This is a genomic window from Maricaulis sp. ABE4_448, from assembly GCF_056160825.1.
The window spans coordinates 45,136-68,303 of record NZ_JBSWXX010000001.1 but is presented as its reverse complement, the minus strand read 5'-3'; the positions used below and the strand labels follow the sequence as shown (position 1 = coordinate 68,303).

Annotated in this window: 22 protein-coding genes; 11 read left to right on the top strand and 11 right to left on the bottom strand. The window is 64.7% G+C overall.

Annotation, left to right across the window (positions count from 1 at the left end):
- The first annotated feature begins 84 nt into the window (after nucleotides 1-84).
- Together ACXAJV_RS00330 and ACXAJV_RS00325 are read left to right on the top strand one after the other, a co-directional pair.
- Complete coding sequence (locus ACXAJV_RS00330) at nucleotides 85-2,076, top strand: transglycosylase domain-containing protein (RefSeq protein WP_475080626.1); 1,992 nt, start codon at nucleotides 85-87, stop codon at nucleotides 2,074-2,076.
- A gap of 104 nt (nucleotides 2,077-2,180) precedes the next feature.
- Nucleotides 2,181-3,755, top strand: coding sequence for a hypothetical protein (locus ACXAJV_RS00325; protein ID WP_475080624.1), 1,575 nt, complete (start codon nucleotides 2,181-2,183; stop codon nucleotides 3,753-3,755).
- A gap of 112 nt (nucleotides 3,756-3,867) precedes the next feature.
- On the opposite strand, the gene ACXAJV_RS00320 is transcribed toward ACXAJV_RS00325, so the two are convergent.
- Together ACXAJV_RS00320 and ACXAJV_RS00315 are read right to left on the bottom strand one after the other, a co-directional pair.
- The gene (locus ACXAJV_RS00320) at nucleotides 3,868-5,133 is read right to left on the bottom strand and encodes a polyhydroxyalkanoate depolymerase (protein ID WP_475080621.1); all 1,266 of its coding nucleotides are present in this window, start codon (nucleotides 5,131-5,133) and stop codon (nucleotides 3,868-3,870) included.
- A gap of 45 nt (nucleotides 5,134-5,178) precedes the next feature.
- A complete protein-coding gene (locus tag ACXAJV_RS00315; protein ID WP_475080619.1) occupies nucleotides 5,179-5,805 on the bottom strand; it encodes an SCO family protein in 627 nt (208 codons plus the stop codon).
- A gap of 147 nt (nucleotides 5,806-5,952) precedes the next feature.
- Here ACXAJV_RS00315 and ACXAJV_RS00310 point away from each other — a divergent pair, with 147 nt between their 5' ends.
- Both ACXAJV_RS00310 and ACXAJV_RS00305 read left to right on the top strand, forming a co-directional pair.
- On the top strand, nucleotides 5,953-7,275 hold the full coding sequence (locus tag ACXAJV_RS00310) for an ActS/PrrB/RegB family redox-sensitive histidine kinase (RefSeq protein WP_475080616.1): 1,323 nt from the start codon (nucleotides 5,953-5,955) through the stop codon (nucleotides 7,273-7,275).
- Nucleotides 7,276-7,315: 40 nt separating this feature from the next.
- A complete protein-coding gene (locus ACXAJV_RS00305; RefSeq protein WP_271187123.1) occupies nucleotides 7,316-7,867 on the top strand; it encodes an ActR/PrrA/RegA family redox response regulator transcription factor in 552 nt (183 codons plus the stop codon).
- Nucleotides 7,868-7,893: 26 nt separating this feature from the next.
- On the opposite strand, the gene ACXAJV_RS00300 is transcribed toward ACXAJV_RS00305, so the two are convergent.
- The 3 genes from ACXAJV_RS00300 to acnA form a co-directional block, all read right to left on the bottom strand.
- Entirely contained in the window at nucleotides 7,894-10,038 is a 2,145-nt protein-coding gene (locus ACXAJV_RS00300; RefSeq protein ID WP_475080613.1) for a DUF3857 domain-containing transglutaminase family protein, read from the bottom strand.
- Nucleotides 10,039-10,114: 76 nt separating this feature from the next.
- The gene (locus ACXAJV_RS00295) at nucleotides 10,115-10,870 is read right to left on the bottom strand and encodes a DUF1223 domain-containing protein (RefSeq protein ID WP_475080611.1); all 756 of its coding nucleotides are present in this window, start codon (nucleotides 10,868-10,870) and stop codon (nucleotides 10,115-10,117) included.
- A gap of 121 nt (nucleotides 10,871-10,991) precedes the next feature.
- On the bottom strand, nucleotides 10,992-13,667 hold the full coding sequence (gene acnA, locus ACXAJV_RS00290; protein WP_475080609.1) for an aconitate hydratase AcnA: 2,676 nt from the start codon (nucleotides 13,665-13,667) through the stop codon (nucleotides 10,992-10,994).
- Nucleotides 13,668-13,834: 167 nt separating this feature from the next.
- Between acnA and ccmA the strand changes: the two genes are divergently transcribed.
- The 7 genes from ccmA to ACXAJV_RS00255 all read left to right on the top strand — a co-directional run bounded on the left by ccmA (nucleotide 13,835) and on the right by ACXAJV_RS00255 (nucleotide 18,087).
- The gene (gene ccmA / locus ACXAJV_RS00285; protein ID WP_475080607.1) at nucleotides 13,835-14,488 is read left to right on the top strand and encodes a heme ABC exporter ATP-binding protein CcmA; all 654 of its coding nucleotides are present in this window, start codon (nucleotides 13,835-13,837) and stop codon (nucleotides 14,486-14,488) included.
- Nucleotides 14,485-15,153, top strand: a complete 669-nt coding sequence (locus ACXAJV_RS00280) for a heme exporter protein CcmB (protein ID WP_475080604.1) — start codon at nucleotides 14,485-14,487, stop codon at nucleotides 15,151-15,153. Before ccmA ends, ACXAJV_RS00280 begins: the two co-directional genes overlap by 4 nt.
- 123 nt (nucleotides 15,154-15,276) lie before the next feature.
- Nucleotides 15,277-15,990 carry a hypothetical protein gene (locus tag ACXAJV_RS00275; protein ID WP_475080602.1) on the top strand — a complete coding sequence of 238 codons (714 nt, stop codon included), beginning with the start codon at nucleotides 15,277-15,279 and terminating at the stop codon, nucleotides 15,988-15,990.
- Nucleotides 15,990-16,547 (top strand): superoxide dismutase family protein, encoded by a 558-nt coding sequence (locus ACXAJV_RS00270; RefSeq protein WP_475080599.1) that lies wholly within the window; start codon nucleotides 15,990-15,992, stop codon nucleotides 16,545-16,547. The genes ACXAJV_RS00275 and ACXAJV_RS00270 overlap by 1 nt, the downstream gene beginning before the upstream one ends.
- Before the next feature lie 123 nt (nucleotides 16,548-16,670).
- On the top strand, nucleotides 16,671-17,429 hold the full coding sequence (ccmC, locus tag ACXAJV_RS00265; protein ID WP_475080596.1) for a heme ABC transporter permease CcmC: 759 nt from the start codon (nucleotides 16,671-16,673) through the stop codon (nucleotides 17,427-17,429).
- Nucleotides 17,426-17,581 carry a heme exporter protein CcmD gene (gene ccmD / locus ACXAJV_RS00260; protein ID WP_475080593.1) on the top strand — a complete coding sequence of 52 codons (156 nt, stop codon included), beginning with the start codon at nucleotides 17,426-17,428 and terminating at the stop codon, nucleotides 17,579-17,581. Before ccmC ends, ccmD begins: the two co-directional genes overlap by 4 nt.
- A complete protein-coding gene (locus ACXAJV_RS00255; RefSeq protein WP_475080592.1) occupies nucleotides 17,578-18,087 on the top strand; it encodes a redoxin family protein in 510 nt (169 codons plus the stop codon). Before ccmD ends, ACXAJV_RS00255 begins: the two co-directional genes overlap by 4 nt.
- A 3-nt stretch (nucleotides 18,088-18,090) precedes the next feature.
- Here ACXAJV_RS00255 and ACXAJV_RS00250 read toward each other — a convergent pair whose 3' ends face one another.
- The 6 genes from ACXAJV_RS00250 to mtaB all read right to left on the bottom strand — a co-directional run bounded on the left by ACXAJV_RS00250 (nucleotide 18,091) and on the right by mtaB (nucleotide 23,071).
- On the bottom strand, nucleotides 18,091-18,492 hold the full coding sequence (locus tag ACXAJV_RS00250; protein WP_475080589.1) for an MAPEG family protein: 402 nt from the start codon (nucleotides 18,490-18,492) through the stop codon (nucleotides 18,091-18,093).
- A gap of 106 nt (nucleotides 18,493-18,598) precedes the next feature.
- Entirely contained in the window at nucleotides 18,599-19,204 is a 606-nt protein-coding gene (locus tag ACXAJV_RS00245) for a MarR family winged helix-turn-helix transcriptional regulator (RefSeq protein WP_475080587.1), read from the bottom strand.
- Between the two features lie 83 nt (nucleotides 19,205-19,287).
- Complete coding sequence (locus ACXAJV_RS00240) at nucleotides 19,288-19,935, bottom strand: inner membrane-spanning protein YciB (RefSeq protein WP_475080584.1); 648 nt, start codon at nucleotides 19,933-19,935, stop codon at nucleotides 19,288-19,290.
- A gap of 23 nt (nucleotides 19,936-19,958) precedes the next feature.
- A complete protein-coding gene (locus ACXAJV_RS00235) occupies nucleotides 19,959-20,807 on the bottom strand; it encodes an EamA family transporter (protein WP_475080582.1) in 849 nt (282 codons plus the stop codon).
- Between the two features lie 3 nt (nucleotides 20,808-20,810).
- Entirely contained in the window at nucleotides 20,811-21,740 is a 930-nt protein-coding gene (gene ftsY, locus ACXAJV_RS00230) for a signal recognition particle-docking protein FtsY (RefSeq protein WP_475080580.1), read from the bottom strand.
- Nucleotides 21,737-23,071: a tRNA (N(6)-L-threonylcarbamoyladenosine(37)-C(2))-methylthiotransferase MtaB gene (gene mtaB, locus ACXAJV_RS00225; protein ID WP_475083259.1), complete on the bottom strand. Its 1,335-nt coding sequence runs from the start codon at nucleotides 23,069-23,071 to the stop codon at nucleotides 21,737-21,739. The genes ftsY and mtaB overlap by 4 nt, the downstream gene beginning before the upstream one ends.
- Between the last annotated feature and the right edge of the window lie 97 nt (nucleotides 23,072-23,168).

Below are 23,168 nucleotides of genomic sequence, written 5' to 3'. Positions count from 1 at the left end.
GAGGCGTTCCCTGCCACCGGCTATTCATGGGGAATTAACCCTGCCGGCGGCAGATAGGGCGTCCGGATTCACACAGGAAATGCCATGGCCCGCCGGCCCCGAAATGCCCCTGCGGCCGATCGCGCCCGCCCGGCGCCCGCGCGCCGCAGGCGCCGGCGTGGCGGCAAGCCGGGCCTGCCCTTATGGCGGGTCTTTGCGGCCCTGTGTGTCGTCGGGGCCCTGGCTGTTGCCGCCCTTCTGGTAACGGTCGCGCGCGATCTGCCCGACACGTCCAGCCTGGCCGCCGTCGAGCGCTCGTCCACGATCGCCTTCCTGGATCATCGCGGCCGACTGATCGCACGCCGCGGATCGGCCCACGGTCACGAAGTCACGGTGGCAGACCTGCCGCCCTACCTGGTCGATGCTGTGCTGGCGGTCGAGGACCGGCGCTTCTACAGCCACCCCGGGGTCGATGTTATCGGCCTGTCGCGCGCGATGCTGGCCAATATCCGGGCCGGTCATATCGTGCAGGGCGGGTCGACCCTGACCCAGCAGCTGGCGAAAAACCTCTTCCTCTCGCCCGAGCGCACCTGGCGGCGCAAGCTGCAGGAAATGATGCTCGCCTTCTGGCTGGAGAGCCGGTTCACCAAGGACGAAATTCTCGAGCTTTATCTCAACCGCGTCTATTTCGGCGGCGGAGCCTATGGCATCGAAGCCGCATCGCTGCGTTATTTCGGCAAGCCCGCCAGCGAGGTGTCGCTGGGCGAGGCCGCGCTGCTCGCCGGGCTTCTGAAGGCGCCCTCGCGCTACAGCCCGGTCAACGACGCCAGCCGTGCCGCGGCAAGGGCTACGGTCGTGCTTGACCTGATGATGCAGACGGGCCGCATCACCGAGGCCGAGCGTGTCGCGGCCGCCAGCACACCGATCCGCGTATCGCGCGGCGCATCGAGCCCGGGCGCGCAGTATTTCATCGACTGGATTTTCCCGTCCGTCCGAGAAATCGCCGGCCCCAGCCATGGCGATCTGGTGGTTCACACCACGCTTGACGTCGATGCCCAGCGCGCCGCTGAAGCCGCTCTGGAAAGCGTGCTGGCCGACCCGGCCCGCGCCGCCGGTGTCAGTGAGGGTGCGCTGGTTTCGCTGGCGCATGACGGATCGGTGCGCGCCATGGTCGGCGGGCGCTCCTATGTCCGCTCGCAATTCAATCGGGCGATCCTGGCGAGCCGTCAGCCCGGTTCGGCCTTCAAGGCCTTCGTCTATGCCTCGGCCTTCGAGGCCGGCTTGTCGCCGGACGATGTGCGCGATGACCGGCCGGTGCGCGTTGGCGACTGGGAACCCCAGAACTACAACGACACCTATCGTGGCGAGATGACCCTGCGGGAGGCCTTTGCCCGTTCTTCCAATTCCATTGCCGTGCAGATTGCCGAGGAAACCGGCCGCGGCCACGTCGCCCGCCTGACGCGGCGGCTCGGCATGGAAAGCCCGATACGGGCCGATCGCTCGCTGGCGCTGGGTGCCTATGAAGTTACGCCGCTGGAGCTGGCTGGCGCCTATACGCCCTTCGCCAACGGCGGCTACCGGGTCTCGCCCTTCGGCATCCTGTCCATCGAGACCGAAGCGGGCGATCTGGTGTTCGAGACCCCGCCACCGGCCGATCGCCGGGTGCTGGATGCGCGTACGGTCTCGCGCATGCAGAATCTGCTGCGCGCTGTCGTGGTCTGGGGCACGGGCCGCAATGCGGCAGTGCCGGCACTGGAAACCGGCGGCAAGACCGGTACGACCAATGATTTCCGCGACGCCTGGTTTGCCGGCTATGGCGCCGACGTGGTCACAGCTATCTGGACCGGCAATGACGACAATGCGCCGACCGATCACGCCACGGGTGGTGGCCCGCCGGCTCTGATCTTCAGCGCCTACATGCAGTCGGCGCCGCGCGGCGGCCTGGCCAGCGGGCATTCGCGCCCCGACGGAGACAGACCGGCCGTCGCAGCGCTGCCTGGCGAGGCCGAAGCAGTGACCACCCCGGCCGAGCGTGAGGAGCCGCGGGACCCGATCGCCGCTTTCCTGGCGGGGCTGGGGGGACCCGACAGCGAGTAATCCCCCGCAAAGTCACACCAGTTTCGCAGGACGTCGCGCAGGCACGGTGCTAGGTTGCGAGCCGAGGGACCGGTACGAACTCCTGTCATCGAAAGAGGGGACTCATGAGACTTCAATTTCTGCCCGCACTCGCCCTGTCCGGCCTGGTCGTGACCGCATTGCCGGCTGGCAGCACCCTGGCCCAGAGCCGTGCCGATGCGGAGGCCGCGCTGACGCGTATGGGCCTCATCGGCAGCACCAGCGAAGATTTCAGCTATGCCGACGCGTCCTGGTCGGGTGGCCGTTACATCCTGTCCGATGTCGTGATCCGCGATCTCGATATCGACAATGAGGGCGTCGATGTCGATGGCCCCGAGGAAATGAACATCGCGCGCATGATCTTCGAGGCGCCGCGCATCAATGCCGATGACGAAGTGGTGTTCGATGCCTTCGTGATCGAAGGGCTGTCGATGGTCGATGCCGATGACAGCCGCGTGGAAATTTCCCGTATTGCGGTCGACGGCCCGAATACAGCGATGGCGGCCGATCTGGCGCGCATGCTGTCGGGACAGGACGACTTGGATCCTGACTGGTCGGCCTATCGCTTCGAGGCCCTCGGCTTTGAAGGCTTGAGCGCGCAGGGCGATGACGGCGAAGGCCCGTTCGACGTTTCCGTTGAACAATTCGTCCTGCAGGACTTCGGTGATGTCGAGCTGGGCCGGATGGCGCTGATGAATGTCTCCGTAGACGCCGTGTCCGAAGGCGCGCCCGTGAGTTTCCGTCTGGGTGAGCTGTCCGTGACCGGCTTCCAGTCCAGCGCCTATTCCGAACTCATGGAAGCGATGGCGAGCGGGGCCGGCGAGGATGAGGTGATGAGTGCGTATTACCGCACTGCCTTCTCGCCGCAGCTGGACCTGTTCGACCGGTTTGCCATGCGCGGGCTCGAAGGGTCGGCGGAAGGCGTCGGCTTTGCACTCGATAATCTGGTCGGCACGATCGACAAGGCCGGATCCCGCTATACATGGGACTTCGCGCTTGATTCCGCCCGTATCGTTCCGGACGCGGCGCAGGAAGCCGGTGCCCAGGTCGCCACCGCGATCGGCATGCTGGGCTATGAAAGCCTCGAGCTGAGCATGGCCTCCAGTGCCGTCTATGACGAGAGCACCGGCCGGATGCAGACCGTCGGCGACAACTATCTGGAACTGCGTGACGGTGTTCGCATGGAGTTCGCGCAGGATTTCGGCGGGTATGACGAATACTATGCCGCCCTGCCGGAAATGGCCGAACGCTTTGGCGAGGGCGCCAAGGAAGCGCCGTCCGAAGACGCCGATGCCGTTCTGGAGATGATGGCACCGATCATCCTGCACAATATGTCCCTTCGCATCGTCGATCAGTCCCTGCTCGAGCGGGCCCTTGAAGCCGGCGCCGCAGCCCAGGGCATCACGACCGATGAGTTGCGGATGCAGGCTGCGGCCATGGTCGGCATTGGCATGATGTCCGCGCCGCCGGAAATCCCGCGTCCGCTGCTTTCGCAACTGTCCGGTGCGCTCACCGAGTTCATCAATAACGGCGGCAGCCTGACCATTGATGTGACGCCGCCGGAACCGGTCAGCATCGGCACGATTGCCGAGCAGGTCGAGAACGACACGTTCGATTACAATGCGCTGGGGATCACGTTCAGCGCCGAAGCGCAGCAGTAAGCGCTTCTCCGGCAGGAAACATGGAGGCGCCCGGATATGGTTCGGGCGCCTCTTTTGTGTTCATGGTGGCGTTGCCGAAAAGGCGTGTCAGTCGGGATCCGTCCCGGTGCGTTCAGCGGCGGGCGAGCGCGGCGGCACCCTGTTCGCGCATGAAGGCCTTCATCTTCGGCGCGATATGTTCGCGGAAGCGGCGGCCGTTGAAGACGCCGTAATGGCCGACATCCGGCTGGATCCAGTCCATGCGCAGGCCCTCTTCCAGACCGCTGCACAGCGTGTGCGCCGCCTGGGTCTGGCCGATGCCGGAAATATCGTCATTCTCGCCTTCCACGGTGAGCAAGGCGACGTCGACAATCTTCGACGGGTCGACCCGGCGGCCGTGATGCTCCTGCTCGCCGCGCGCAAGCTTGTGGCCCTGGAACACGTCGCTGATCGTCTGCAGGTAGAACTCCTCGGACAGGTCCATTACCGCGAGATATTCGTCATAGAAGGTGCGGTGTTTCTCGGCGCTGTCGCCATCGCCCTCGACGAGATGGGTGAAGAAGTTCCAGTGCGCGTCGACATGGCGGTCGAGATTCATGTTCATGAAGCCGGCCAGCTGCAGGAAGCCGGGATAGACGCGCCGGAAAGCGCCGGGATTGGGCGCGGGTACCGTGTGGATCAGATTGCCGGAGAACCAGTCGAAGGGTTTCTCCTCGGCCAGCTTGTTCGGCACGGTCGGCGACAGACGGGTGTCGATCGGCGAGCCCATGAATGTCATCGAAGCCGGGCGGGCCGGATCATTGTCCTGGGCCATCAGCGAAATCGCACCGAGTGTCGGCGGGCCGGGCTGGCAGACCGCAACGACGTGTACATCGGGGCCAAGCTCGGTGATCATCTCGCGGACATAGGCGACGAAATCGTCGAGATCGAAGCGGCCGTCGATGACCGGTACCGTTCGGGCATCCGCCCAGTCGCTGATGTAGACCTCGTGATCGGGCAGGAATGCTTCCACAGTGCCACGCAGAAGGGTTGCGTAGTGACCCGACATGGGTGCGATAAAGAGCACTTTGGGATCAGGAGTGTCATTGCCGCGTGCGGCTACCAGCGCGTCGTGATCGCGTTCGAAATGCAAAAGGTCGCACCAGGGCTTCGACCAGACGATCTCCTCGGACACACCGACACAGCGCTCATTGATCTGCGTGCTGTCGATCATCCATTCCGGCTTTGCATAGCGCCGGGTGACGCTTTCGAACAATTCCGCAGCGGCCGCGATCGTGCGCCCGGCCATCGTCTCGCCGACCGGATTCCACGGCGCGCGCAGGGTGCGGCGCGTGGCATTGGCAGCGGCACGCCAGGGCGTCATGGCGATGCGGTTGAATTCATACATGGAGTACAGCATGGCGTCTCCTCAGGCGCGTTGTTGCGACCCCCTCAGGACCGGGGACTATGCGTCCTCTTCCTCAAGGAAGTCTTGCAGCCGCGACGCCATTGCGGCGGGGTCGGTGCCATGGGTGAACACATCGACGAATTCCCCTTCGGAATTCATCAGGTAAACGATGGACGAGTGGTCCATCAGATAATCGTCGCCCTCGCCGGCGCGCCGATAGACCACGCGGTAGGCCGAGGTGACCTCGGCGACCTGCTCCTCTGTTCCCGTCAGCCCGACCAGCCCGTCCGGGAAGGCGGGCGACGTGACGTACTGGGAGAGCTGTTCGACCGTGTCGCGCTCCGGATCGACGGTGATCAGCACGGGCTGGATCCGCTCGCGCTCTTCTGGTTCCATCTGGTCGAGCGCCGCGGCCATGACCTGCAGCGAGAACGGGCAGATATCGGGGCAGTAGGTGTAGCCGAAATAGATCAGCATCGCCTTGCCGCGGAAATCGGCCTCGGTGACCGTTGCCCCGGTCTGGTCGACCAGGGTGAAGGGGCCGCCTATATCGGCCTCGCCACTGATGCGCACACCCGCCTGGCGCGGCGCTTCGGCGCCCGGCCGGGTGAGGACCAGAATGAAGAACACGATCATAAGCGTGGCCGGGGCTGCAATCAGCAGCCAGATCACGGGACGCGGCATGGACGCTCCATCTGTGGGTCCGGTGCGTGTGTCTATCCGGACTCGGACGAAGCATGATAAGCCTCGCCGGAAGGGAATGTTGCAGATGCGAAGGTAAGCGCGCTTGCCCCGTCTGTCCATGCCAGCCCGCTGCTGGGGGAGGTCTGAATGGTTGATACCGATTGGGATCCATATGGCGGCGACGCCCAGCTGACCCCGGTTTTCGGACGCTTGCGCCTGCGCACACTCGTGATGCTGCGCTGGCTGGCCGTTGCCGGTCAGACCCTCACTGTTCTTCTCGTACACTTCGTGGTCGGCTTCGAACTGCCGATCGGCTTCTGCCTCGGCGTGATCCTGGCCAGCGCCTGGATCAATACCTGGCTGACGCTTTCCGTGCCGCCGCAACGCTTTGCCCGGGACTGGGAAGCCTTTGCCCAGCTGGGCTATGACGTTATCCAGCTCTGCATCCTGCTGATGCTGACCGGCGGGTTATGGAACCCGTTCGTGATCATGCTCGTCGCGCCGGTGATGATCTCGGTCGCCGCGCTGCCGCCGCGCTGGTCGATCGGCGTGGGCGCACTGGCGATGGCCGGTACCGGCGCCATGTGGCTCTGGAGCCTGCCGCTACCCTGGTTCGCCGGCGACCAGATCCATCTGCCTGGCGTCTATGTTCTGGGCCTGTGGTCCGCCATCTTCATCTCGATCGCCTTCACGGCTGTCTACTCCTGGCGTGTCAGCCAGGAGGGCAAGCGCATGGCTACGGCGCTGGCTGCCACGCAGAGCGTGCTCTCGCGGGAGCAGCGCCTGTCGGCCCTGGGCGCACTGGCCGCCGCAGCCGCCCACGAGTTGGGCACGCCCCTGGCCACGATCCAGCTGACGGCCAAGGAAATGCTGCGCGATCTCAAGGACAATGAACTTCTGCGCGAGGATGCCGAGCTGATGGTCGCCCAGGCCCGCCGCTGCCGCGACATTCTCAAACGGCTCAGCCAGGAGCGCTCGGTCAGCGATATCCGTCACGACCGGCTCGAGTTTCTGGCGGCGCTGGAAGAGGCCAGCGCGCCGTTGCGCGGTCTCGGGCCGATGGTCGAGGTGCAGCTCGCCGAGGGGCAGGGATCCGAACCGCCCGTCCTGCGGCGCATGCCGGAAATCCTCTACGGCATCGGTAACTTCATCGAGAATGCCGTCGATTTCGCCGATACGCGCGTCACCGTCGAGGGGCGCTGGGACCCGGGCAATGTTTATATCCGCGTGATCGATGACGGGCCCGGCTTCTCGCCCGATATTCTCTCGCGGATCGGTGAACCCTATACGACGACCCGATCGGGAACTCCGGGTCAGGGCGGGCTCGGCCTGGGGGTTTTCATTGCCAAGACGATGATCGAAAACTCCGGCGGCATGGTGCGTTTCGACAATGCCGGCCCACAGGGCGGCGCAGTGGTCTCGATCCGCTGGCCGCGCAAAGAGGTGGAGGCTCCGCCCGCTCTGGGCTAGTGAAGGTTGTGCACACCGGAATAATGACGAGGACGGACGTGTGAGCGAGATCGAATACCAGCTTCCCGAAGACAAATCCCTGCTCATTCTCGATGATGATGCGCCTTTCCGGACTCGGCTGGGCCGCGCCATGACGGGCCGGGGTTTCATTGTGTCCGCCGTTGGATCCGTGGACGAGGCCAAGGAAGTTGCGCGCAACAACCCGCCGGCCTTTGCGGTTCTGGATCTGCGCCTGCAGGATGGCGACGGCCTGGATGTCGTGAAATCGCTGCACGCCTCGCGGCCGGACTGCCGCGTCGTCATGCTTACCGGCTACGGCAATATCGCGACGGCGGTTGCTGCAGTGAAGGCGGGCGCCGTCGACTATCTGTCCAAGCCGGCCGACGCCGACGATATCATCAAGGCCCTGCTGGCCCATCCGGAAGACAAGCCGGAACCGCCCGAAAACCCGATGTCGGCCGACCGGGTCCGCTGGGAGCATATCCAGCGCGTGTTCGAACTGTGCGATCACAATGTGTCGGAAACCGCCCGCCGCCTCAACATGCACCGCCGCACCCTGCAACGCATCCTCGCCAAGCGCGCACCGCGCTAGGATCAGAGCGCAGCCGCTTCCAGCCCCTATCGTCTCGCCGGGGCCACTCCCGGAATGATGGGCGGCGCACTGGGTGTGACCAGGCCGCGTGTGCGCCCCGGATCCATCGCGACATTGATGTGCTCGCCGAGGACGATGAAGGCGAGTTGGTCTGCCGTCTGCAGATCATTGCCAACCCGGGTGAAGTGCTCCGGCAGGATTTCGGGTGACATGACGCGGGTTCGCGCCGTCAGCACCGTCTGTTCGGCGTGGTAGCGGCGCTCATCCATCAGCTCGAATACATCATTCTCGACGGTCAGGTCCGCAGCATATTCCAGCGCTTCCTCACTGTCGGGAATCCAGCCCTCTGCCCCCTCCGGCAGGTTGATGACGATGCGGTGCCGCACATCGTAGGGATAGGGCATGGCAAGCGGGGCCTCCCGGTTCTCCAGCGGTGCCATGACGATCTGACGCGACGGGCCGTGTGCAACAAAGACATAAGTCGGTTCCGGGGCGTCCTCGGCGCTGAAGTCGAACAGTTCGACCTGATACTCCGCAGACAAGACAAGATGTCCGGATTCCGGATCTTCCTCCAGGGTCGCTTCTCCAATGGGCGTCATGTCGGCAAAGCGAGCCGCGTAGAAACTGTTGATTCCGGCCAGAACGGTATCCTCTCCGTTGAAGTCCACGGCGGCGCGCATCAGGTCGGCCATCGCGGTCCGATAGATCCATTCCGTGCGCAGGACGGCCCGGTGGTCGTCGCGATCAGCTGAAGCGATCGAGAAGCGCTCCTCGATATCGAGGAAGGGAACACGATCGAGTGGACGCTCGACCTGTGTGAGGGCGTAGCTGTTGTCGTTTGCGATAAGCGCATATCCCCAGGCCAGGGGGTGTTGGTCCCTCAGATTGCCGTGCTGGGGGGTGCCGGTCGGATCCAGCCAGTAGCGGCGATTGCCCCGGGCAAGCGTGACGATGACATGATCGAAGACCTGTGGGGTCGGAGGCAGGACGTCCAGACCCCGGCCCGTCGTGGTGCTGACCAGCGAAGCTTCGGCCTCGATGCCCATTGCGTGCAGCAGGGAGATCAGCAGGAGAGTCTTCGCCTTGCAATCACCTTCAGAGAACCGCAGCGTCTCCGCCGGGTGAAGGGGGCGGTATCCACCTTCTCCCAGCATGATCGCAAAATAATCGATTTCCGACTGCAGGTGGCGCAACGCGGCCATAATGCGCTCGTCCTCGTCCGGGTGGGCCTGCATGATTGTCTGCGCAAGTGCGTCGACATCGGGATCGCTCACCGGCTGGAAGAGCTCGGCGGCCCACTCAGCGACCTCATGCCAGTTCTCGTACTGGGTGCCGACCCAGATGGGGTAGGGGTAACGCCAGGGCGGGGTCAGATAATCCGGCTCTGTGAACTCCACCGGTCCGGGACCGTATGACAATATCGTGCGCCCGTTCTCGTGCGTCTCGCTCATTTCGGGCGCTCCGCCATGGCCGCTGAAATTCAGCGGTCCGCGAGGCCAGGAAGAGCGCACATGGACCTGATCATACAGAACCATCTGATCAGCATAGGAGATCGCCAGCGTGTAGCGATGTCCCGTGACCGGGGACTGATCGCGGATTGTGTAGGCCAGCTCGAGTCTGTCGCCTGCGCGCATTCCCGGTACGCGAAGAAGCGCCGTGACCTGCCCGCTGAACATGCCGGTTTCCCGTCCGCTGTCCGGACGAACAAATTCAAGCCGGACCGAGTCGTTCAGTGTTTCCGCGACACCGTCGCGCGTCCGCACGAGATGATGAAGTTGGACGGACTGGCGCGCCGGATCGAACGGGATCGAGATCTGGGATATCGCGTCGGCGCCGGCCTGGTTTGCCGTATCGACGATCTGGCGATGAAAGTGATCGGCGTGGCGAGGGCCTGCGAAGAACTGATAGTCGAACAGCAAAGGCAGAACGCCGTCGGGCGGGGTCTTGTTGTGCTCTGTTGCGGCCGGGACATCGATCTCGACGACGAAGTCCGGTATCGGCGCAAAGCTGACTTCGGGATCCGGGGCTTCGGCGAATCTCAGCGGACGCAGGACATCACGGTCTTCCAGAGTGTTTGCCGACAGGCCGCGCTGAAATGTCTCTGCAACGAAAACCGCCCCTATGCTCAGCGGAATCGCCAGCACAACACCTGCAACAACACGCCACCACATACCGTATCCCCCCGGCTCCGCACTACTTTAGGGCGACGAACTGGGTGGGCTCAAGCTGAAATTAGCGCAAATGCCTCTAGTGCTGCCGTCCATCCTCGTCTTCAGGTTCGGCCTGGGCGTAGCCGTAGATCGGGCCGCCGCCTGCGCCCTGGACAATGGCCACCGTGCCATAACGGCGGAAGCTCTCGCCCATGAAAGTGGCTTCGCCGCCGGACCATGAGCCCAGATAGGTCAGGCTCTTGACCATGTTGTAGTGCGGCATGTCGAGCCCTTCATTCTCGCCGGCTCCGATCTCGACCATGGCCCAGCCCGGCGCGTAGGCGACCAGCCAGACATCGAGCTCTTCTTCCGGCGCTTCGCCGTCCAGATACACCATGAAGGAGCCGAACGGGCCATCTTCCAGACGGATGACCGGGCTGTCCGGCATGGCGCACAGGCGTTCATTGACGGCACCGGAGACCTTGTCGCGGTTCCAGCCCGGTGCGTCGGTGATGCCATCGACGACGAATTGCGGCGTGTAGAGGCGGCTGACATCGAGACTGGGCAGGTACATGCGCTGGCGCTGGACATATTCCGGCCGCGCATAGGTATCGGTCCAGCCATACATATCCCAGTAGGACACCGCGAAAGCGAGGGTGAAGACGTTTTCGTGGCGGTCCAGCTCGCCCAGATAGCGGTTGGCATCGGGGCAGAGCGGGCAGCCCTGGCTGGTGAAGAGTTCCACAAGCACCGGCCGTTCCGACCAGCACGCGGTTTCGCGCGTATCCGGTTCGCCGGCCAAGACAGGCCCGGCAGTCGCCAGGGCAAAGAAGAGGGACACCAGCTGTCGCATGCTGTCTAGATAATCACCCCGGCCCGGGCGCGCCAATCACTTGGACGTGACGGCGTCGAGAGGGGCCGGTGAGAGGGAAGGGGGCGGGCCCGCAGGCCTTGCGTGCCCGCCCGCAAAACCCCTAGTCCCGCGCCAGATTGCGCAGCACGTAGTGCAGGATGCCGCCATTGCGGAAGTATTCGAGCTCGTTCTCGGTATCGATCCGGGCCCGGGCCTTGGCGACTTTCTTGTCGCCGTTCGGGAAGGTGATCTCGATCTCCATCTCGGCACGCGGCTCGAGGGCCTCAACGCCCTTGATGGTGACCGTCTCGTCGCCCGTCATGCCCAGGGCTTCCCAAGACTGGCCGTCCTCGAACTGCAGGGGCAGCACGCCCATGCCGATCAGGTTGGAGCGGTGGATACGTTCGAAGCTCTCGGCGATCACGGCTTTCACGCCCAGCAGGCGGGTGCCCTTGGCAGCCCAGTCACGCGACGAACCCGTGCCGTACTCCTTGCCGCCGAACACGACCAGCGGCGTGCCCTCGGCCTGGTATTCCATGCAGGCGTCGTAGATGAACTTCTGCTCGCCATCCTTCTTGGTGAAGCCGCCTTCCACACCGTCCAGCATCTTGTTCTTGATGCGGATGTTGGCGAAGGTGCCGCGCATCATTACTTCGTGATTGCCGCGGCGGGAGCCGTAGGAGTTGAACTCCAGAACCGGTACCTGGCGTTCCTGCAGGTAGTGACCCGCCGGGCTGTCAGCCTTGATCGAGCCGGCCGGCGAGATGTGGTCGGTCGTGATGGAATCGCCGAACAGACCCATGATCTTGGCGTTGACGACATCGCCCGGGGCTTCCGGGTCCATCGTCATGCCTTCGAAATAGGGCGGGTTCTGCACATAGGTGGAGGTGTGATCCCAGGCATAGGTCAGGCCGCCGGAGACCTCGATGCCGGCCCAGGCGTCGTCGCCCTTGAACACGTCGGCATAGCGCTTGGCGAACATGTCCGGCGTCACTGCGGAGCGCACCACCTCGGCCACTTCGGCCGAGGTCGGCCAGATGTCCTTCAGATAGACATCATTGCCGTCCTTGTCTTGGCCGAGCGGGTCGCTGGTCAGGTTGACCTTCAGCGAGCCGGCGATGGCGTAGGCGACGACCAGCGGCGGCGAGGCCAGGTAGTTGGCACGCACGTCCGGCGAGATCCGGCCTTCGAAATTGCGGTTGCCGGAAAGCACCGAGGTCGCCACGAGATCATTCTCATTGACGGTCTTGGAGATCGCCGGCGGCAGCGGGCCGGAATTGCCGATACAGGTGGTGCAGCCATAGCCCACCAGGTTGAAACCCAGCGCGTCGAGGTCGTCCTGCAGGCCGGCCTTTTCCAGATAGTCGGTGACGACCTGGGACCCCGGAGCGAGCGAAGTTTTCACCCAGGGCTTTACCGTAAGACCTTTTTCCAGCGCGTTGCGGGCCACCAGGCCGGCGCCCAGCATGACGGACGGGTTGGACGTATTGGTACAGGAGGTGATGGCGGCAATGGCAACATCGCCATTGGTGAACACATAGTCCTCGCCTTCGACCGGTGCCGATTTGTCCAGCTCGTCGCCCTTGCCGTACTCTTCTGCCATCGTCTTGGCGAAACCTTCGGCGGCTTTGGACAACTCGATCCAGTCCTGCGGGCGCTTGGGACCGGAGACCGCCGGTTCGATCGTCGACATGTCCAGGTGCAGCGTGTCGGTGAAGACCGGAGCCTCCGCGTAGTCCGGGCGGAACATGCCTTGGGCTTTCGAATAGGCCTCGACCAGCGCGACGCGCTTGTCGTCGCGGCCGGTGGCGCGCAGGTATTCGAGCGTTTCGTTGTCGACCGGGAAGAAGCCGCAGGTCGCGCCATATTCCGGCGCCATGTTGGCGATCGTCGCCTCATCTTCCAGGGAGAGGTGATCGAGACCTTCGCCGTAGAATTCCACGAACTTGCCGACCACACCCTTCTTGCGCAGCATTTCCACGACCTTCAGCACGAGGTCGGTGGCGGTGGCGCCTTCCGGCATCTTGCCGGTCAGTTCGAAGCCGATGACTTCCGGGATCAGCATGGAGACCGGCTGGCCCAGCATCGCGGCTTCAGCCTCGATACCGCCGACACCCCAGCCCAGCACGGCGAGGCCGTTGATCATGGTGGTGTGGCTGTCCGTACCCACGCAGGTATCCGGATAGGCAACGGTCTCGCCGTTTTCGTCCTTGGTCCAGACGGCCTGGGCGAGGTTTTCCAGGTTCACCTGGTGGATGATGCCGGTACCCGGCGGGACGACGCGGAAATTGTCGAATGCCTTGGCGCCCCATTTGAGGAATTTGTAGCGTTCGCCATTGCGCTGGTATTCGCGCTCCACATTCTTTTCGAAAGAGTGCTCGCCGCCGAAGAAATCGACCATCACCGAGTGGTCGATGACGAGGTCGACGGGAACCTGCGGATTGATGCGCTTGGGGTCGGCGCCCAGCTTGCCGGCGGCATCGCGCATCGCGGCAAGGTCGACCACGGCGGGCACGCCGGTGAAGTCCTGCATCACGACGCGAGCCGGGCGATAGGCGATCTCGTGTTCCGAGGTGCGCGTGGTCAGCCAGGTGGCCATCGCCTCGATATCGGCCTTGGTGACGGTCTTGCCGTCTTCGAAGCGCAGCAGGTTTTCCAGCAGCACCTTCAGCGAGGCCGGCAGGCGGGAAACCCCGGTCAGGCCGTTCGCTTCGGCGACCTTGAGGTCGTAATAGGTATAGGTCTCACCGGCGGCGGTGAGGGTGCGCTTGCAGGAAAAACTGTCGAGAGAGGCCATATGCGTCATCCTCGTAAGGCGTCGAAGGGGCGGGAAATGCCCGGTGGGAGGTCGGCCATTTCGAAGTGGCCGTATGTTTTGGCGGGGTTTTAACCGGTGTGGGGCTTTGCTGCAATGCGGCGTTCCGTGCGTTGACGAACCATCCCTGCTCGGGCGACATGCTGGCCATGACGACCGCCCTTGCCGAATTCCCAGCCCTTGCGGCGCTGTCTGCGCAGACACTTGAAGCGTCAGGGCTTTCCCTGTCGCGTGGCGGGATAAGACTGGTCGAGGGGCTGGACCTGGCGCTCGCGCCGTCCGGCGTGCTCCTGCTGGTCGGATCGAATGGTACCGGCAAGACAACGCTGCTGCGCGCCCTGGCTGGACTTGTCCGTCCGGATGCCGGTGTGGTCAAAATCGGCGGCCAGCCTGCCGGCCTCGCCGCCGCAGACACACTCGGCTGGCTCGGCCATGCGGACGGGCTCAAGCCGAACGAGACCCTGCGGCACGCGCTTCGCTTCTGGGCCGACATGCATGGCACGCCGCGCACGGCAATCCTCCCGCTGATGCGTGTGATGGGGATCGAGGCATTGATCGACCGGGCGGCCGGTCTGCTGTCGCGGGGGCAGCAACGGCGTGCCGGCCTGGTGCGCGTGGCCCTGGCCAACCGGCCGCTCTGGCTGCTCGACGAACCCGCCGGTCCGCTCGATGGTGCCGGCCGTGACCGTCTCGCGGAACTGGTTACCTGGCACCGAAGCCGCGGCGGCGGGGTGATCGCGGCGACGCACCAGACGCTGGACTGGCCCGGGGCCGCCATGCTGGATCTGGGGATGTACCGGTGAGCCGGCTCGGAGCGGTTTTCGCGCGCGAGGCGCGGCTCGCCTGGTCGGGCGGTGGCGGGCCGGCCGGACCGGCCGCCTTCTTCCTTGCCGCCATCACCCTCGCGCCACTCGCGATCGGACCGTCGCCGGAACTCCTCGCCGCAGCCGGGCCGGGCCTGATGGGCTTCGCGGCGCTCCTCTCGGTGCTGCAATCGGCCGAGCGCCTTTATGGTGATGATTTTTCCGACGGCACGCTCGATCTCTATGCCCTGTCGCCGATGGGGCTGTCCCTGCTTTGCCTGGCGAAGACGCTGGGGCAGGGCATCGCGACGCTGTGGCCGCTGCCGGTGATCGCCCTCCTGGCCGGGCTGATGTATGGCGTACCGCTTCAGCCCAGCATCATGCTGGCGGCTGCGCTTGCGGCGGCGATACCTGCATTGGTGCTCCTGGCAGGATTTGCGGGTGCGTTGGCCGCTGGCGTGCGCCGCTCAGGTCTTCTGATCGCGCTGATCGCAGCACCGATGATGGTGCCGGTCCTGATTTTTGCGGCCGGCGCGGGTCGCGCCGGCTTTGAGGGCGATGAACGTGCCCTGGCAAATCTCGTCCTCACCCTCGCCGTATCGCTCGGGACAATCGCACTTGCCCCGTTCGGGATCGCGGCCGCGGTGAAGAGCCGGCTGGGCTGACATGACTGGTCGCCGAACACCTCGGCCAGACCATAAAGGTATCGACTAAACACAGTATTGCGCTTCAAAGGGAAATGAGTTATCCGGATAAAAGTATCGACTCGATATTAAAAGGAGACTCTCATGACCCGTTTAGCGGCCGCCCTGGCCAGTGCCATCCTTGTCGCCCCCGCCGTCCTCGCCCATCCGGTCTCGTCCGGCGAAAATGCCGAGGCCGATCCGGCCTTCGACATCACCTCCGCCTCCGCCACCACGGACGGGCGCCTGGCGACCTTCGTCATGGAAGTCGCCGGTATCGCCGGAAGCGTTAAGCCGGACCCGACCGGGCAATTGCCGGGTGCCGGCGTGGAGGCCTATGTGTGGCCGACCGCTCTCGACCCGGCCACCGTCGGTTTCGACCCGGAATCGGGCATTCTGGCGCTGACGATCACCGCCCACCCGGACTTCGACGACACGCCGCTCTTCGACGAGAATAATGACGGCGATCCTGCCAATGATGGTGCCGACTGGCACTCGCACTGGGTGGTCCTGGCCGAAGACGAGGCCTGTGCCGCCGGTCTCAAGGTGCGCGATGTCTCGCCGGGTCAGGACATGCTGCCCGCTACGGCGCCCGGCCTGCCCATCGCCCTGGACAGTCCCGGCATGAGCCCCGTGATCGACGGCCGGGTCGCCCGCATCACCGTGCCCTTGGCCGATGGTGAGGATGTCGCTTTCGACGGGGTGACGGCGAGCCTGCAAGTCCACCCCGAAGGCGAAACCCCGCTGCTCTGCGTCACCGGCGTGCACGACGTGGCGTCGGGCGATCTCTCCCTGCCGGGCCGGATCGTGAGCGAGTAATGCGGCGGGTCGCGTTTTTAGCACCGGTGTGCCTGCTCTTGGGCGGGAGCGGAGCGGGCCACGCGGAGACCGCAGCACCGGCTGACAGCGCTCTGCGCGCAGTAGCGACCGTTGTCGATGCCCAGGGACGTCGCCAGGGCGAGGTGATTGCGTTGCAAACCCCGCGCGGCGTGTTGTTCCGCTTCGATATCGCTGGCCTGTCACCCGGTAAGCATGGTGTGCACCTGCACGAGACCGGCGATTGCGATCCATCCGGCGGATTCGCGGCCGCTGGAGGGCATTTCGATCGCCGGGGGCATGCGCACGGCATGTTCCACGCCCACGGGCAGCATGACGGCGACATGCCGTCCCTGCATGCCGGGGCGGACGGCCGGGCGAGGGCCGAGGCCTTCATGCCCGGGCTGACGCTGGATGATGGCCCGACCGGGCTGGCCGACGCCAACGGCACGGCGATCATCATTCATGCGCGCGGCGATGACGGCGAAAGCCAGCCCGGCGGGAATGCGGGCCCCCGGGTGGCCTGCGGTGTTCTGGTGCCAAGGCACGAGGCCCTCTGAGGCGGCCGGACGCGGAAGGGACTGCGGGCCCTCCCTTGCCCGCTCGAGAGTCGGCCGGCGTGCTGCAAAGCGCGCCGGTCGGTCGCACTTGCCGCCCGGAGCATCCCAAAGTAATCAGCGGGCATGCTGTCTTACTTCTCCAACCCCCAGCGCTTTGACGGTCTGGCCCGCCGGGTGATCCCGGTGCTGGGCGTGGCGGCCGTGTTGCTCCTGGGCATCGGTATCTACCTCTCTTTCTTCGGCTCGCCGCCGGACTACCAGCAGGGCGATACGGTGCGGATCATGTATGTTCACGTGCCCGCCGCCTACATGGCGATGGCGCTCTATGCGGCGCTGGCCGGGGCCAGCTTCGTCTTCTTTGTCTGGCGTCACGCCCTGGCTGACGCGGCCGCCGAGGTGATCGCGCCTGTCGGCGCCGTCTTTACCGTTCTGGCTCTGGTCACCGGCTCGCTGTGGGGCAAGCCGATGTGGGGAACCTGGTGGGAATGGGATGCGCGGATGACCTCCGTGCTGGTCCTGCTACTGGTCTATCTGGGCTATATGGCCCTGCGCGCCGCGCTGGAGGATGCGCAGCAGGCTGCGCAGGCCGGCGCGGTGCTGGCGATGGCCGGTGTGGTCAATCTGGTGATCGTGAAATTCTCGGTCGACTGGTGGTCCTCCCTGCACCAGCCGGCTTCGGTGATCCGTTTCGACGGCCCCACCATCCATTCCAGCCAGCTCTGGCCGCTCGCCTTGATGGCGCTGGGCTATACCGTGCTGGCGGCCTGGCTGGTCTTTTACCGGCTGCGCTCGCGCGCCGTGATCCAGCGGACGCGGCAGATCGAGCGCCGCAAGCTGCAGGCCGCCCGCGCGGCGCAATCGACGCAGGAGAGTGGCGCATGAGCGAATTCTTCGCGATGGGCGGCTATGCGGCTTTCGTCTGGCCGGCCTGGGGACTGTCTGCCCTGGCGCTTGCGGCTCTGGTCGTTCTGGCACTTCTGGAACGCCGCGCCGCGACCGAGCGTCTGCGCCGTCTGGAGAATGACGAGGCATGATGAGGGCCGTCCGCCTTGCTGCGTTGCTGGCGGTTCTGACGCTGGCCGGGATGCTCGGCTGGCGGGTGTATCAGGACCATCATGCACCGCGCGAGCCTCTGCCTGAGCTTGCTCTGGCTCCGCTCGCCGGGCAGACGGCGTTCGACCCTGCCCGGATCGAGGGCGCCTATTTGCTCAATCTCTGGGGATCATGGTGTGCGCCCTGCCGCATCGAACATCCGGTGCTGATGGCGCTCCGGTCGGAAGGCTATGCGATCTACGGCATCAACTGGCGCGATCATCCCGACGACGCAAACGCTTTCCTGGCCGAGCTGGGTAATCCCTATGCCGGCATCATGCAGGATGTGAACGGCGCGTCGGCGCAGGCGCTGGCGATTTCCGGCGCACCGGAGACGCTGGTGATATCCGCAGATGGCGAGATCCTGACCCGCTGGCCGGGACCGCTCACCGCCGATGTCCTTCGCAATCGCATCTATCCGGCCCTTGACCGGGGCGCGCGCCGCTGACGGCTACAGATCCAGCACGGCGGTGAGTGCCGTCCAGCTCATCAGCAGGATTGCCACTATCGATACCGCCCAGGCCGGCGACCGCAAACGCGCGATGCCCGCCCAGTAGGCGAGCGTGAAGACAATTCTGGAGACGATATAGGCTTGGGCGGCCAACACGCTCAGCCCTGTAGACTGACCGGACAGCAGCACAATCAACGCTGGCGGGACGAACATGACCGCGGATTCGACACTGTTCTGCACCGTCCGGGTGGCGCGGCCCGAAAATCCCGTTCTGTCGAGTGCCTCTGTCCGGTTCGTCAGGGCGAAACCCGGTCCACGCGTCGTGACGGTGTGAAGGTGTTGGACAATGACTGCGGCAAGCGTCAGGACGCCTGCAGTAAGAATGGCAAATTGTTCGAACATGGCAGGCCCCCTATTGCCCGGTGGTTGACCGGGTTTAGATGGGCAGCGCAGACCGTGTTGGGAACGGGGATGTCATCACACTCCCGTGAGCGGGGCATGCCGTGTATCAGGCGGAAACCCGATCCTGTGACGATTTCTCGGCCTTCTTCGCCTTCTTGGCGGCCTTCTTCGCCTTCTCCTTGGCCTTTTCTTTCGCCTTCTTTTTGGCTTTCTTCTTCTTTTCCTTGGCCTTCTCGCGAGCCTTCTTGGCTTCTTCCTCACCCTTCTCCAGGGTCAGGGCAATGCGGCGCAGGGTTTCCAGGAAGCTGGCCCGCTTGTTCTTGGGCAGGGCTGAAAGGATTGCCTTGTCGGCCTCCATCGCACCGAGCGTTGCGGCTTCAAGAAGAGCGCGGCCGGCATCGGTCAGACGGACCGCGTTGGCGCGGGCATCGTCGGGCAGTTTCTCGCGCTCCAGCAGGCCGTTGCGCACCATGCGGGCGACCAGCTCGGCGAGGGTTGATCGATCGATACCGGTGACCTTGACCAGCTCGGTCTGGGTCAGGCCCTCATTGCCGCCGGTCGCATGCAGCACGGCGAACTGGCGCTGGGTCAGCTTGGCGCCGGCCATCGCCTTCATGAAGCGCTCTGCGGCAAACTGTTGTGCGCGGTGGAGAAGGTGTCCCGGCGACTCGGCCAGGTCGAATTTTTTCGTGTCCGGCTTGTCCTGCGACATGACCTGCTCCGCCCGATCCCGATTTCATCCTAATGCGGATTTATAACGCGAAAATGACGTTCATCCGAGCACGGAATTTCGGCTTAAGCGCTGGCGGTGTCGTCGCTTTTGGGCTGGTGCTTGAAGATCAGGGGCAGTTGCGCCGCACCGAAGGCCAGTGTCAGAGCGATGACGCCCAGCTTGGCATTGGCCCAGAAGGCCTCCGACAGGGCCAGCCCGTCAAACCAGCGAGCGCTTTCCGGCACGACGCTGTTGGTGATGTGCCGCCACATCACTTCGTTCAGCCCTGCGAGGAACTGGAACCAGACCGCCCAGCGGATTGCAAGAATGGTCCAGGCGCGCTCGGGCAGTTCGAAAATGTGCTGGAAGAAGATCTTCCAGACATTCTGGCCGAAGAACAGCCCGACGAGGATCATGTAGGACAGGAAGAGGTTGATGATGGTCGGCTTGATGTAGATGAAGATCGGGTCCTGCAACCAGATCCCCATTGCGCCGAAACCGAGGACAAGCGCCGTTGTGAAGACCAGCATGGGCGGGACGCGCTTTTCCACCCGGATCGACAGGATGACGGCGGCGGTCGCAGCGACCATGTAGGCGCCGGTGCCCCAGTAGATCGCGCTGTCTCCTGCAACGAAGCGGGCAAGATTGTAGACAATGATCCACACGCCGATCGGGCCGGCATCGATGAGCAGGCGCGAGCTCTGCTCGCTGGTCTTCTGGGTCTGGGCCAAGATCGGATCTCCTGCTCGGTCGATTACATAACCTGCAACAATACGAGCCCCGCGGCGAGGCAGATTGCAAGCATTGTCCGCCGCAGGCCGAAGGGTTCCTTCAGCACGAGGGCGGCCAGAACCGCGCCGAACACGATGGACAATTCCCGCAGGGCGGCCATCGGTGCAACGGGTGCCGAGGCGTAGGCATAGAGGGCGAGCCCGTAGGTCGAGGCGTTGAATCCGGTTGAATAAAGCGCCGGACGGGCTTCGCGTTTGGCAGCCGGCCAGAAGGCGTGGCCCCGTCGCAGGATCGCCGTTGGCAGGATGGTGACGATGGACAGAACGAAGAACCAGCCCAGATAAACGAGGATGCGGCCGCTCTCGCGCACGCCGGAAGCATCGATCACGGTGTAGGCGGCGGTCATGGAGGCTGCTGCCAGGGCCAGAAAGAGGACTTTCGCCTTCGGCTTGCCATCGCGTTCGGGCCAGGCAAAACCGATCAGTGCGGCACAGGCAATGGCCAGGCCTGCGAGCTGTCCGGCGGAGACGGTTTCTTCCAGGAAGATAAAGGCGGCCAGGGCAGCAAGGGCAGGCGCGCTGCCGCGCATCACCGGATAGGCGAGATTCATCTCGCCATGGCTGAAGGCGGCGATCATCAGCATGTTGTAGGCCCAGATCACCGCAGTACCGGCCAGCAGGAAGCGCCAGACCTCCCAGGGTGGCAGGGGCTGGGTGAGAAGCCAGGGCAGAAAGGCGAGACCGACAAAGGCGAGGGTCAGGCCGCGGAAGACCAGCTTGTCTTCGGCCTGTTTGGTCAGGAGCGTCATGCCCGAATGCGCGGCGGCCGAGCCCAGCATGGCCAGCGTCGCGGCGAGCGTGACCCCGTCCAACTGCTAGTCCTCCAACCCCGCAAGGGCGCGGGAGAAGTCGCGGGCGGAGAAGGGCTGCAGATCCTCTTCGCCTTCGCCGATACCGATATAATGGATGGGCAGCTGGAACTTCTCGGCTACTTGCACCAGGGCGCCGCCCTTGGCTGTGCCGTCCAGCTTGGTCATCACCACGCCGGTGACATTGGCGGCTTCGAGAAAGGCTTCGGCCTGTGAAACGGCGTTGGAGCCGACCGTGCCATCCAGCACCAGCACGACATGGTGCGGGGCGTCCGGCATTTTCTTCTTGATGACGCGGATGACCTTGCGCAGCTCGTCCATCAGCTCGGCCTTGTTCTGAAGCCGGCCGGCCGTGTCGATCAGCACCACATCATGCCCGTCATGCTCGGCGGTTTCCAGCGCGTCGAAGGCGAGACCGGCCGCGTCGGCGCCGATCTCGCGCTTGACCACCGGGGCTCCGGCACGCTCGCCCCAGACCGAGACCTGCTCGATCGCGGCGGCGCGGAACGTGTCGCCGGCGGCGAGGAGCGGGTTGCGGCCCTCGCGCTTCAGCTTAACGGCAATCTTGCCGAGCGTGGTGGTTTTTCCCGACCCGTTGACGCCGACAAAGACCACCACTTGCGGTGACATACCGGTGACATTGAGCTCACATTGGAGTGGCATAAGGGTCTCGCTGACCACATCTGCGAGCGCTGTCCGGACGTCTTCGTCGGACACTTCCTTGTCGAACCGGTCGCGCGCGAGGCGTTCGGTGACCCGGGCCGCGGCGACGGCACCGAGATCGGCCGCGATCAGGGCGTCTTCCAGCTCTTCCAGCGCGGCGGCGTCGAGCTTGCGCTTGGTGAAAATGGCGGTGACGCTGTCGCCCAGCTGGGTGGAGGAGCGTTTCAGCCCCCGCGCCAGCCGGGAAAAGAAGCCCGGTTTCTTCTCGCTCATCCGGCGATGACCCCCTGCAGTTCGCGCCCGTCATGCCCGGTCACGTCGATATCGACAAGGGCACCGGCCCGCGGCACGTCCGCCTCGGGGATGCGGATGCCGGCGAAATTGCCGGCGCGGGCAAAGCCCGGCTTCTCCACGAGGGCAGCACTGACATGTCCGATCATGCTGTCGAGATGGCGCTGGAGCGCCTCGTCGGCCTTGGCGCGCAGCCGGTTGGCCCGGTCCTTGATGATGGCGCGTTCGAGCTGCGGCATGCGCGCGGCCGGCGTGCCGGGGCGCGGCGAGAACGGGAAGACGTGCAGATAGGCCAGCTGGCATTGGTCGACCAGACGGATCGAGTTCTCGAACATCGCCTCGGTCTCGGTCGGGAAACCGGCGATCATGTCAGCGCCGAAGGCGATCTCCGGACGGGCGGCCTTGAGCCGTTCGCACAGCGCAATTGCCTCGCCGCGCAGATGGCGCCGCTTCATGCGCTTTAGGATCATGTCGTCGCCGGCCTGTAGTGACAGATGCAGATAGGGCGCAACGCGCGCTTCGCCGGTCACGGCCTCGAACAGGGCATCGTCGATCTCGATCGCGTCGATCGAGGACAGGCGCAGGCGCGGCAGGTCGGGCACATGTTTCAGGATCGCCTGGACCAGGCGTCCGAGCGGCGGGGTACCGGGCAAGTCCTCGCCCCAGGAGGTGAGATCAACCCCGGTCAGCACGACTTCGGAATGGCCCGCATCGACCAGCGTTTTGATCTGGTCGACCACTTCGCCCAGCGGTACGGAGCGCGAATTGCCGCGGCCATAGGGGATGATGCAGAAAGTGCAGCGATGGTCGCAGCCATTCTGGACCTGGACATAGGCGCGGGCGCGGCCTTCCATGCCCTCCACGAGATGGCCGGCAGTCTCGGTGACGCTCATGATGTCGTTGACGCGCACTTTTTCGGTGCCGCCGAGCAGGGTGGCCGGGGCGAAGGTTTCCGCTTTCAGCTTGTCGTCATTGCCCACGACGCGATCGACTTCCGGCATCCGGCCGAACATGTCCGGATCGACCTGGGCCGCACAGCCGGTGACGATGATCTTGGCATCGGGATTTTCGCGCCGGGCCCGGCGGATGTGCTGGCGCGCCTGGCGCACGGCCTCATTGGTCACGGCGCAGGTATTGACCAGGATGGTATTGGTCAGCCCCTGTTCGCGCGCATGCTTGCGCATGACCTCGCTTTCCCACGCATTCAGCCGGCAGCCGAAGGTGAGAATGTCGAGGCCTTCATCGGTGACCGGATCCCGCGTCGGCGGCGTATCGGCCCCGGAGGTGGCGGGGTTGTCGTCATGGGCGCTCATGGAGGGCGGATAAGTGGCCACGTGCTGCCGCGCCGTCAAGCGGTGCGGTCAATTATGAGCGCGGGACGGGTATGCGAATTCAGCCGGCCGGGCCCGG

Bases quoted from the DNA above. Each gene is read 5' to 3' on its own strand.
- ACXAJV_RS00295 (WP_475080611.1), bottom strand. From the start codon at position 10,870: ATGCGACAGCTGGTGTCCCTCTTCTTTGCCCTGGCGACTGCCGGGCCT.
- ACXAJV_RS00315 (WP_475080619.1), bottom strand. From the start codon at position 5,805: ATGCCGCGTCCCGTGATCTGGCTGCTGATTGCAGCCCCGGCCACGCTT.
- ACXAJV_RS00255 (WP_475080592.1), top strand. From the start codon at position 17,578: ATGATGAGGGCCGTCCGCCTTGCTGCGTTGCTGGCGGTTCTGACGCTG.
- mtaB (WP_475083259.1), bottom strand. From the start codon at position 23,071: ATGAGCGCCCATGACGACAACCCCGCCACCTCCGGGGCCGATACGCCG.
- ccmA (WP_475080607.1), top strand. From the start codon at position 13,835: ATGACGACCGCCCTTGCCGAATTCCCAGCCCTTGCGGCGCTGTCTGCG.
- ACXAJV_RS00325 (WP_475080624.1), top strand. From the start codon at position 2,181: ATGAGACTTCAATTTCTGCCCGCACTCGCCCTGTCCGGCCTGGTCGTG.
- ACXAJV_RS00245 (WP_475080587.1), bottom strand. From the start codon at position 19,204: ATGTCGCAGGACAAGCCGGACACGAAAAAATTCGACCTGGCCGAGTCG.
- ACXAJV_RS00250 (WP_475080589.1), bottom strand. From the start codon at position 18,492: ATGTTCGAACAATTTGCCATTCTTACTGCAGGCGTCCTGACGCTTGCC.
- ftsY (WP_475080580.1), bottom strand. From the start codon at position 21,740: ATGAGCGAGAAGAAACCGGGCTTCTTTTCCCGGCTGGCGCGGGGGCTG.
- acnA (WP_475080609.1), bottom strand. From the start codon at position 13,667: ATGGCCTCTCTCGACAGTTTTTCCTGCAAGCGCACCCTCACCGCCGCC.
- ACXAJV_RS00275 (WP_475080602.1), top strand. From the start codon at position 15,277: ATGACCCGTTTAGCGGCCGCCCTGGCCAGTGCCATCCTTGTCGCCCCC.
- ACXAJV_RS00270 (WP_475080599.1), top strand. From the start codon at position 15,990: ATGCGGCGGGTCGCGTTTTTAGCACCGGTGTGCCTGCTCTTGGGCGGG.
- ccmC (WP_475080596.1), top strand. From the start codon at position 16,671: ATGCTGTCTTACTTCTCCAACCCCCAGCGCTTTGACGGTCTGGCCCGC.
- ACXAJV_RS00310 (WP_475080616.1), top strand. From the start codon at position 5,953: ATGGTTGATACCGATTGGGATCCATATGGCGGCGACGCCCAGCTGACC.
- ccmD (WP_475080593.1), top strand. From the start codon at position 17,426: ATGAGCGAATTCTTCGCGATGGGCGGCTATGCGGCTTTCGTCTGGCCG.
- ACXAJV_RS00330 (WP_475080626.1), top strand. From the start codon at position 85: ATGGCCCGCCGGCCCCGAAATGCCCCTGCGGCCGATCGCGCCCGCCCG.
- ACXAJV_RS00300 (WP_475080613.1), bottom strand. From the start codon at position 10,038: ATGTGGTGGCGTGTTGTTGCAGGTGTTGTGCTGGCGATTCCGCTGAGC.
- ACXAJV_RS00320 (WP_475080621.1), bottom strand. From the start codon at position 5,133: ATGCTGTACTCCATGTATGAATTCAACCGCATCGCCATGACGCCCTGG.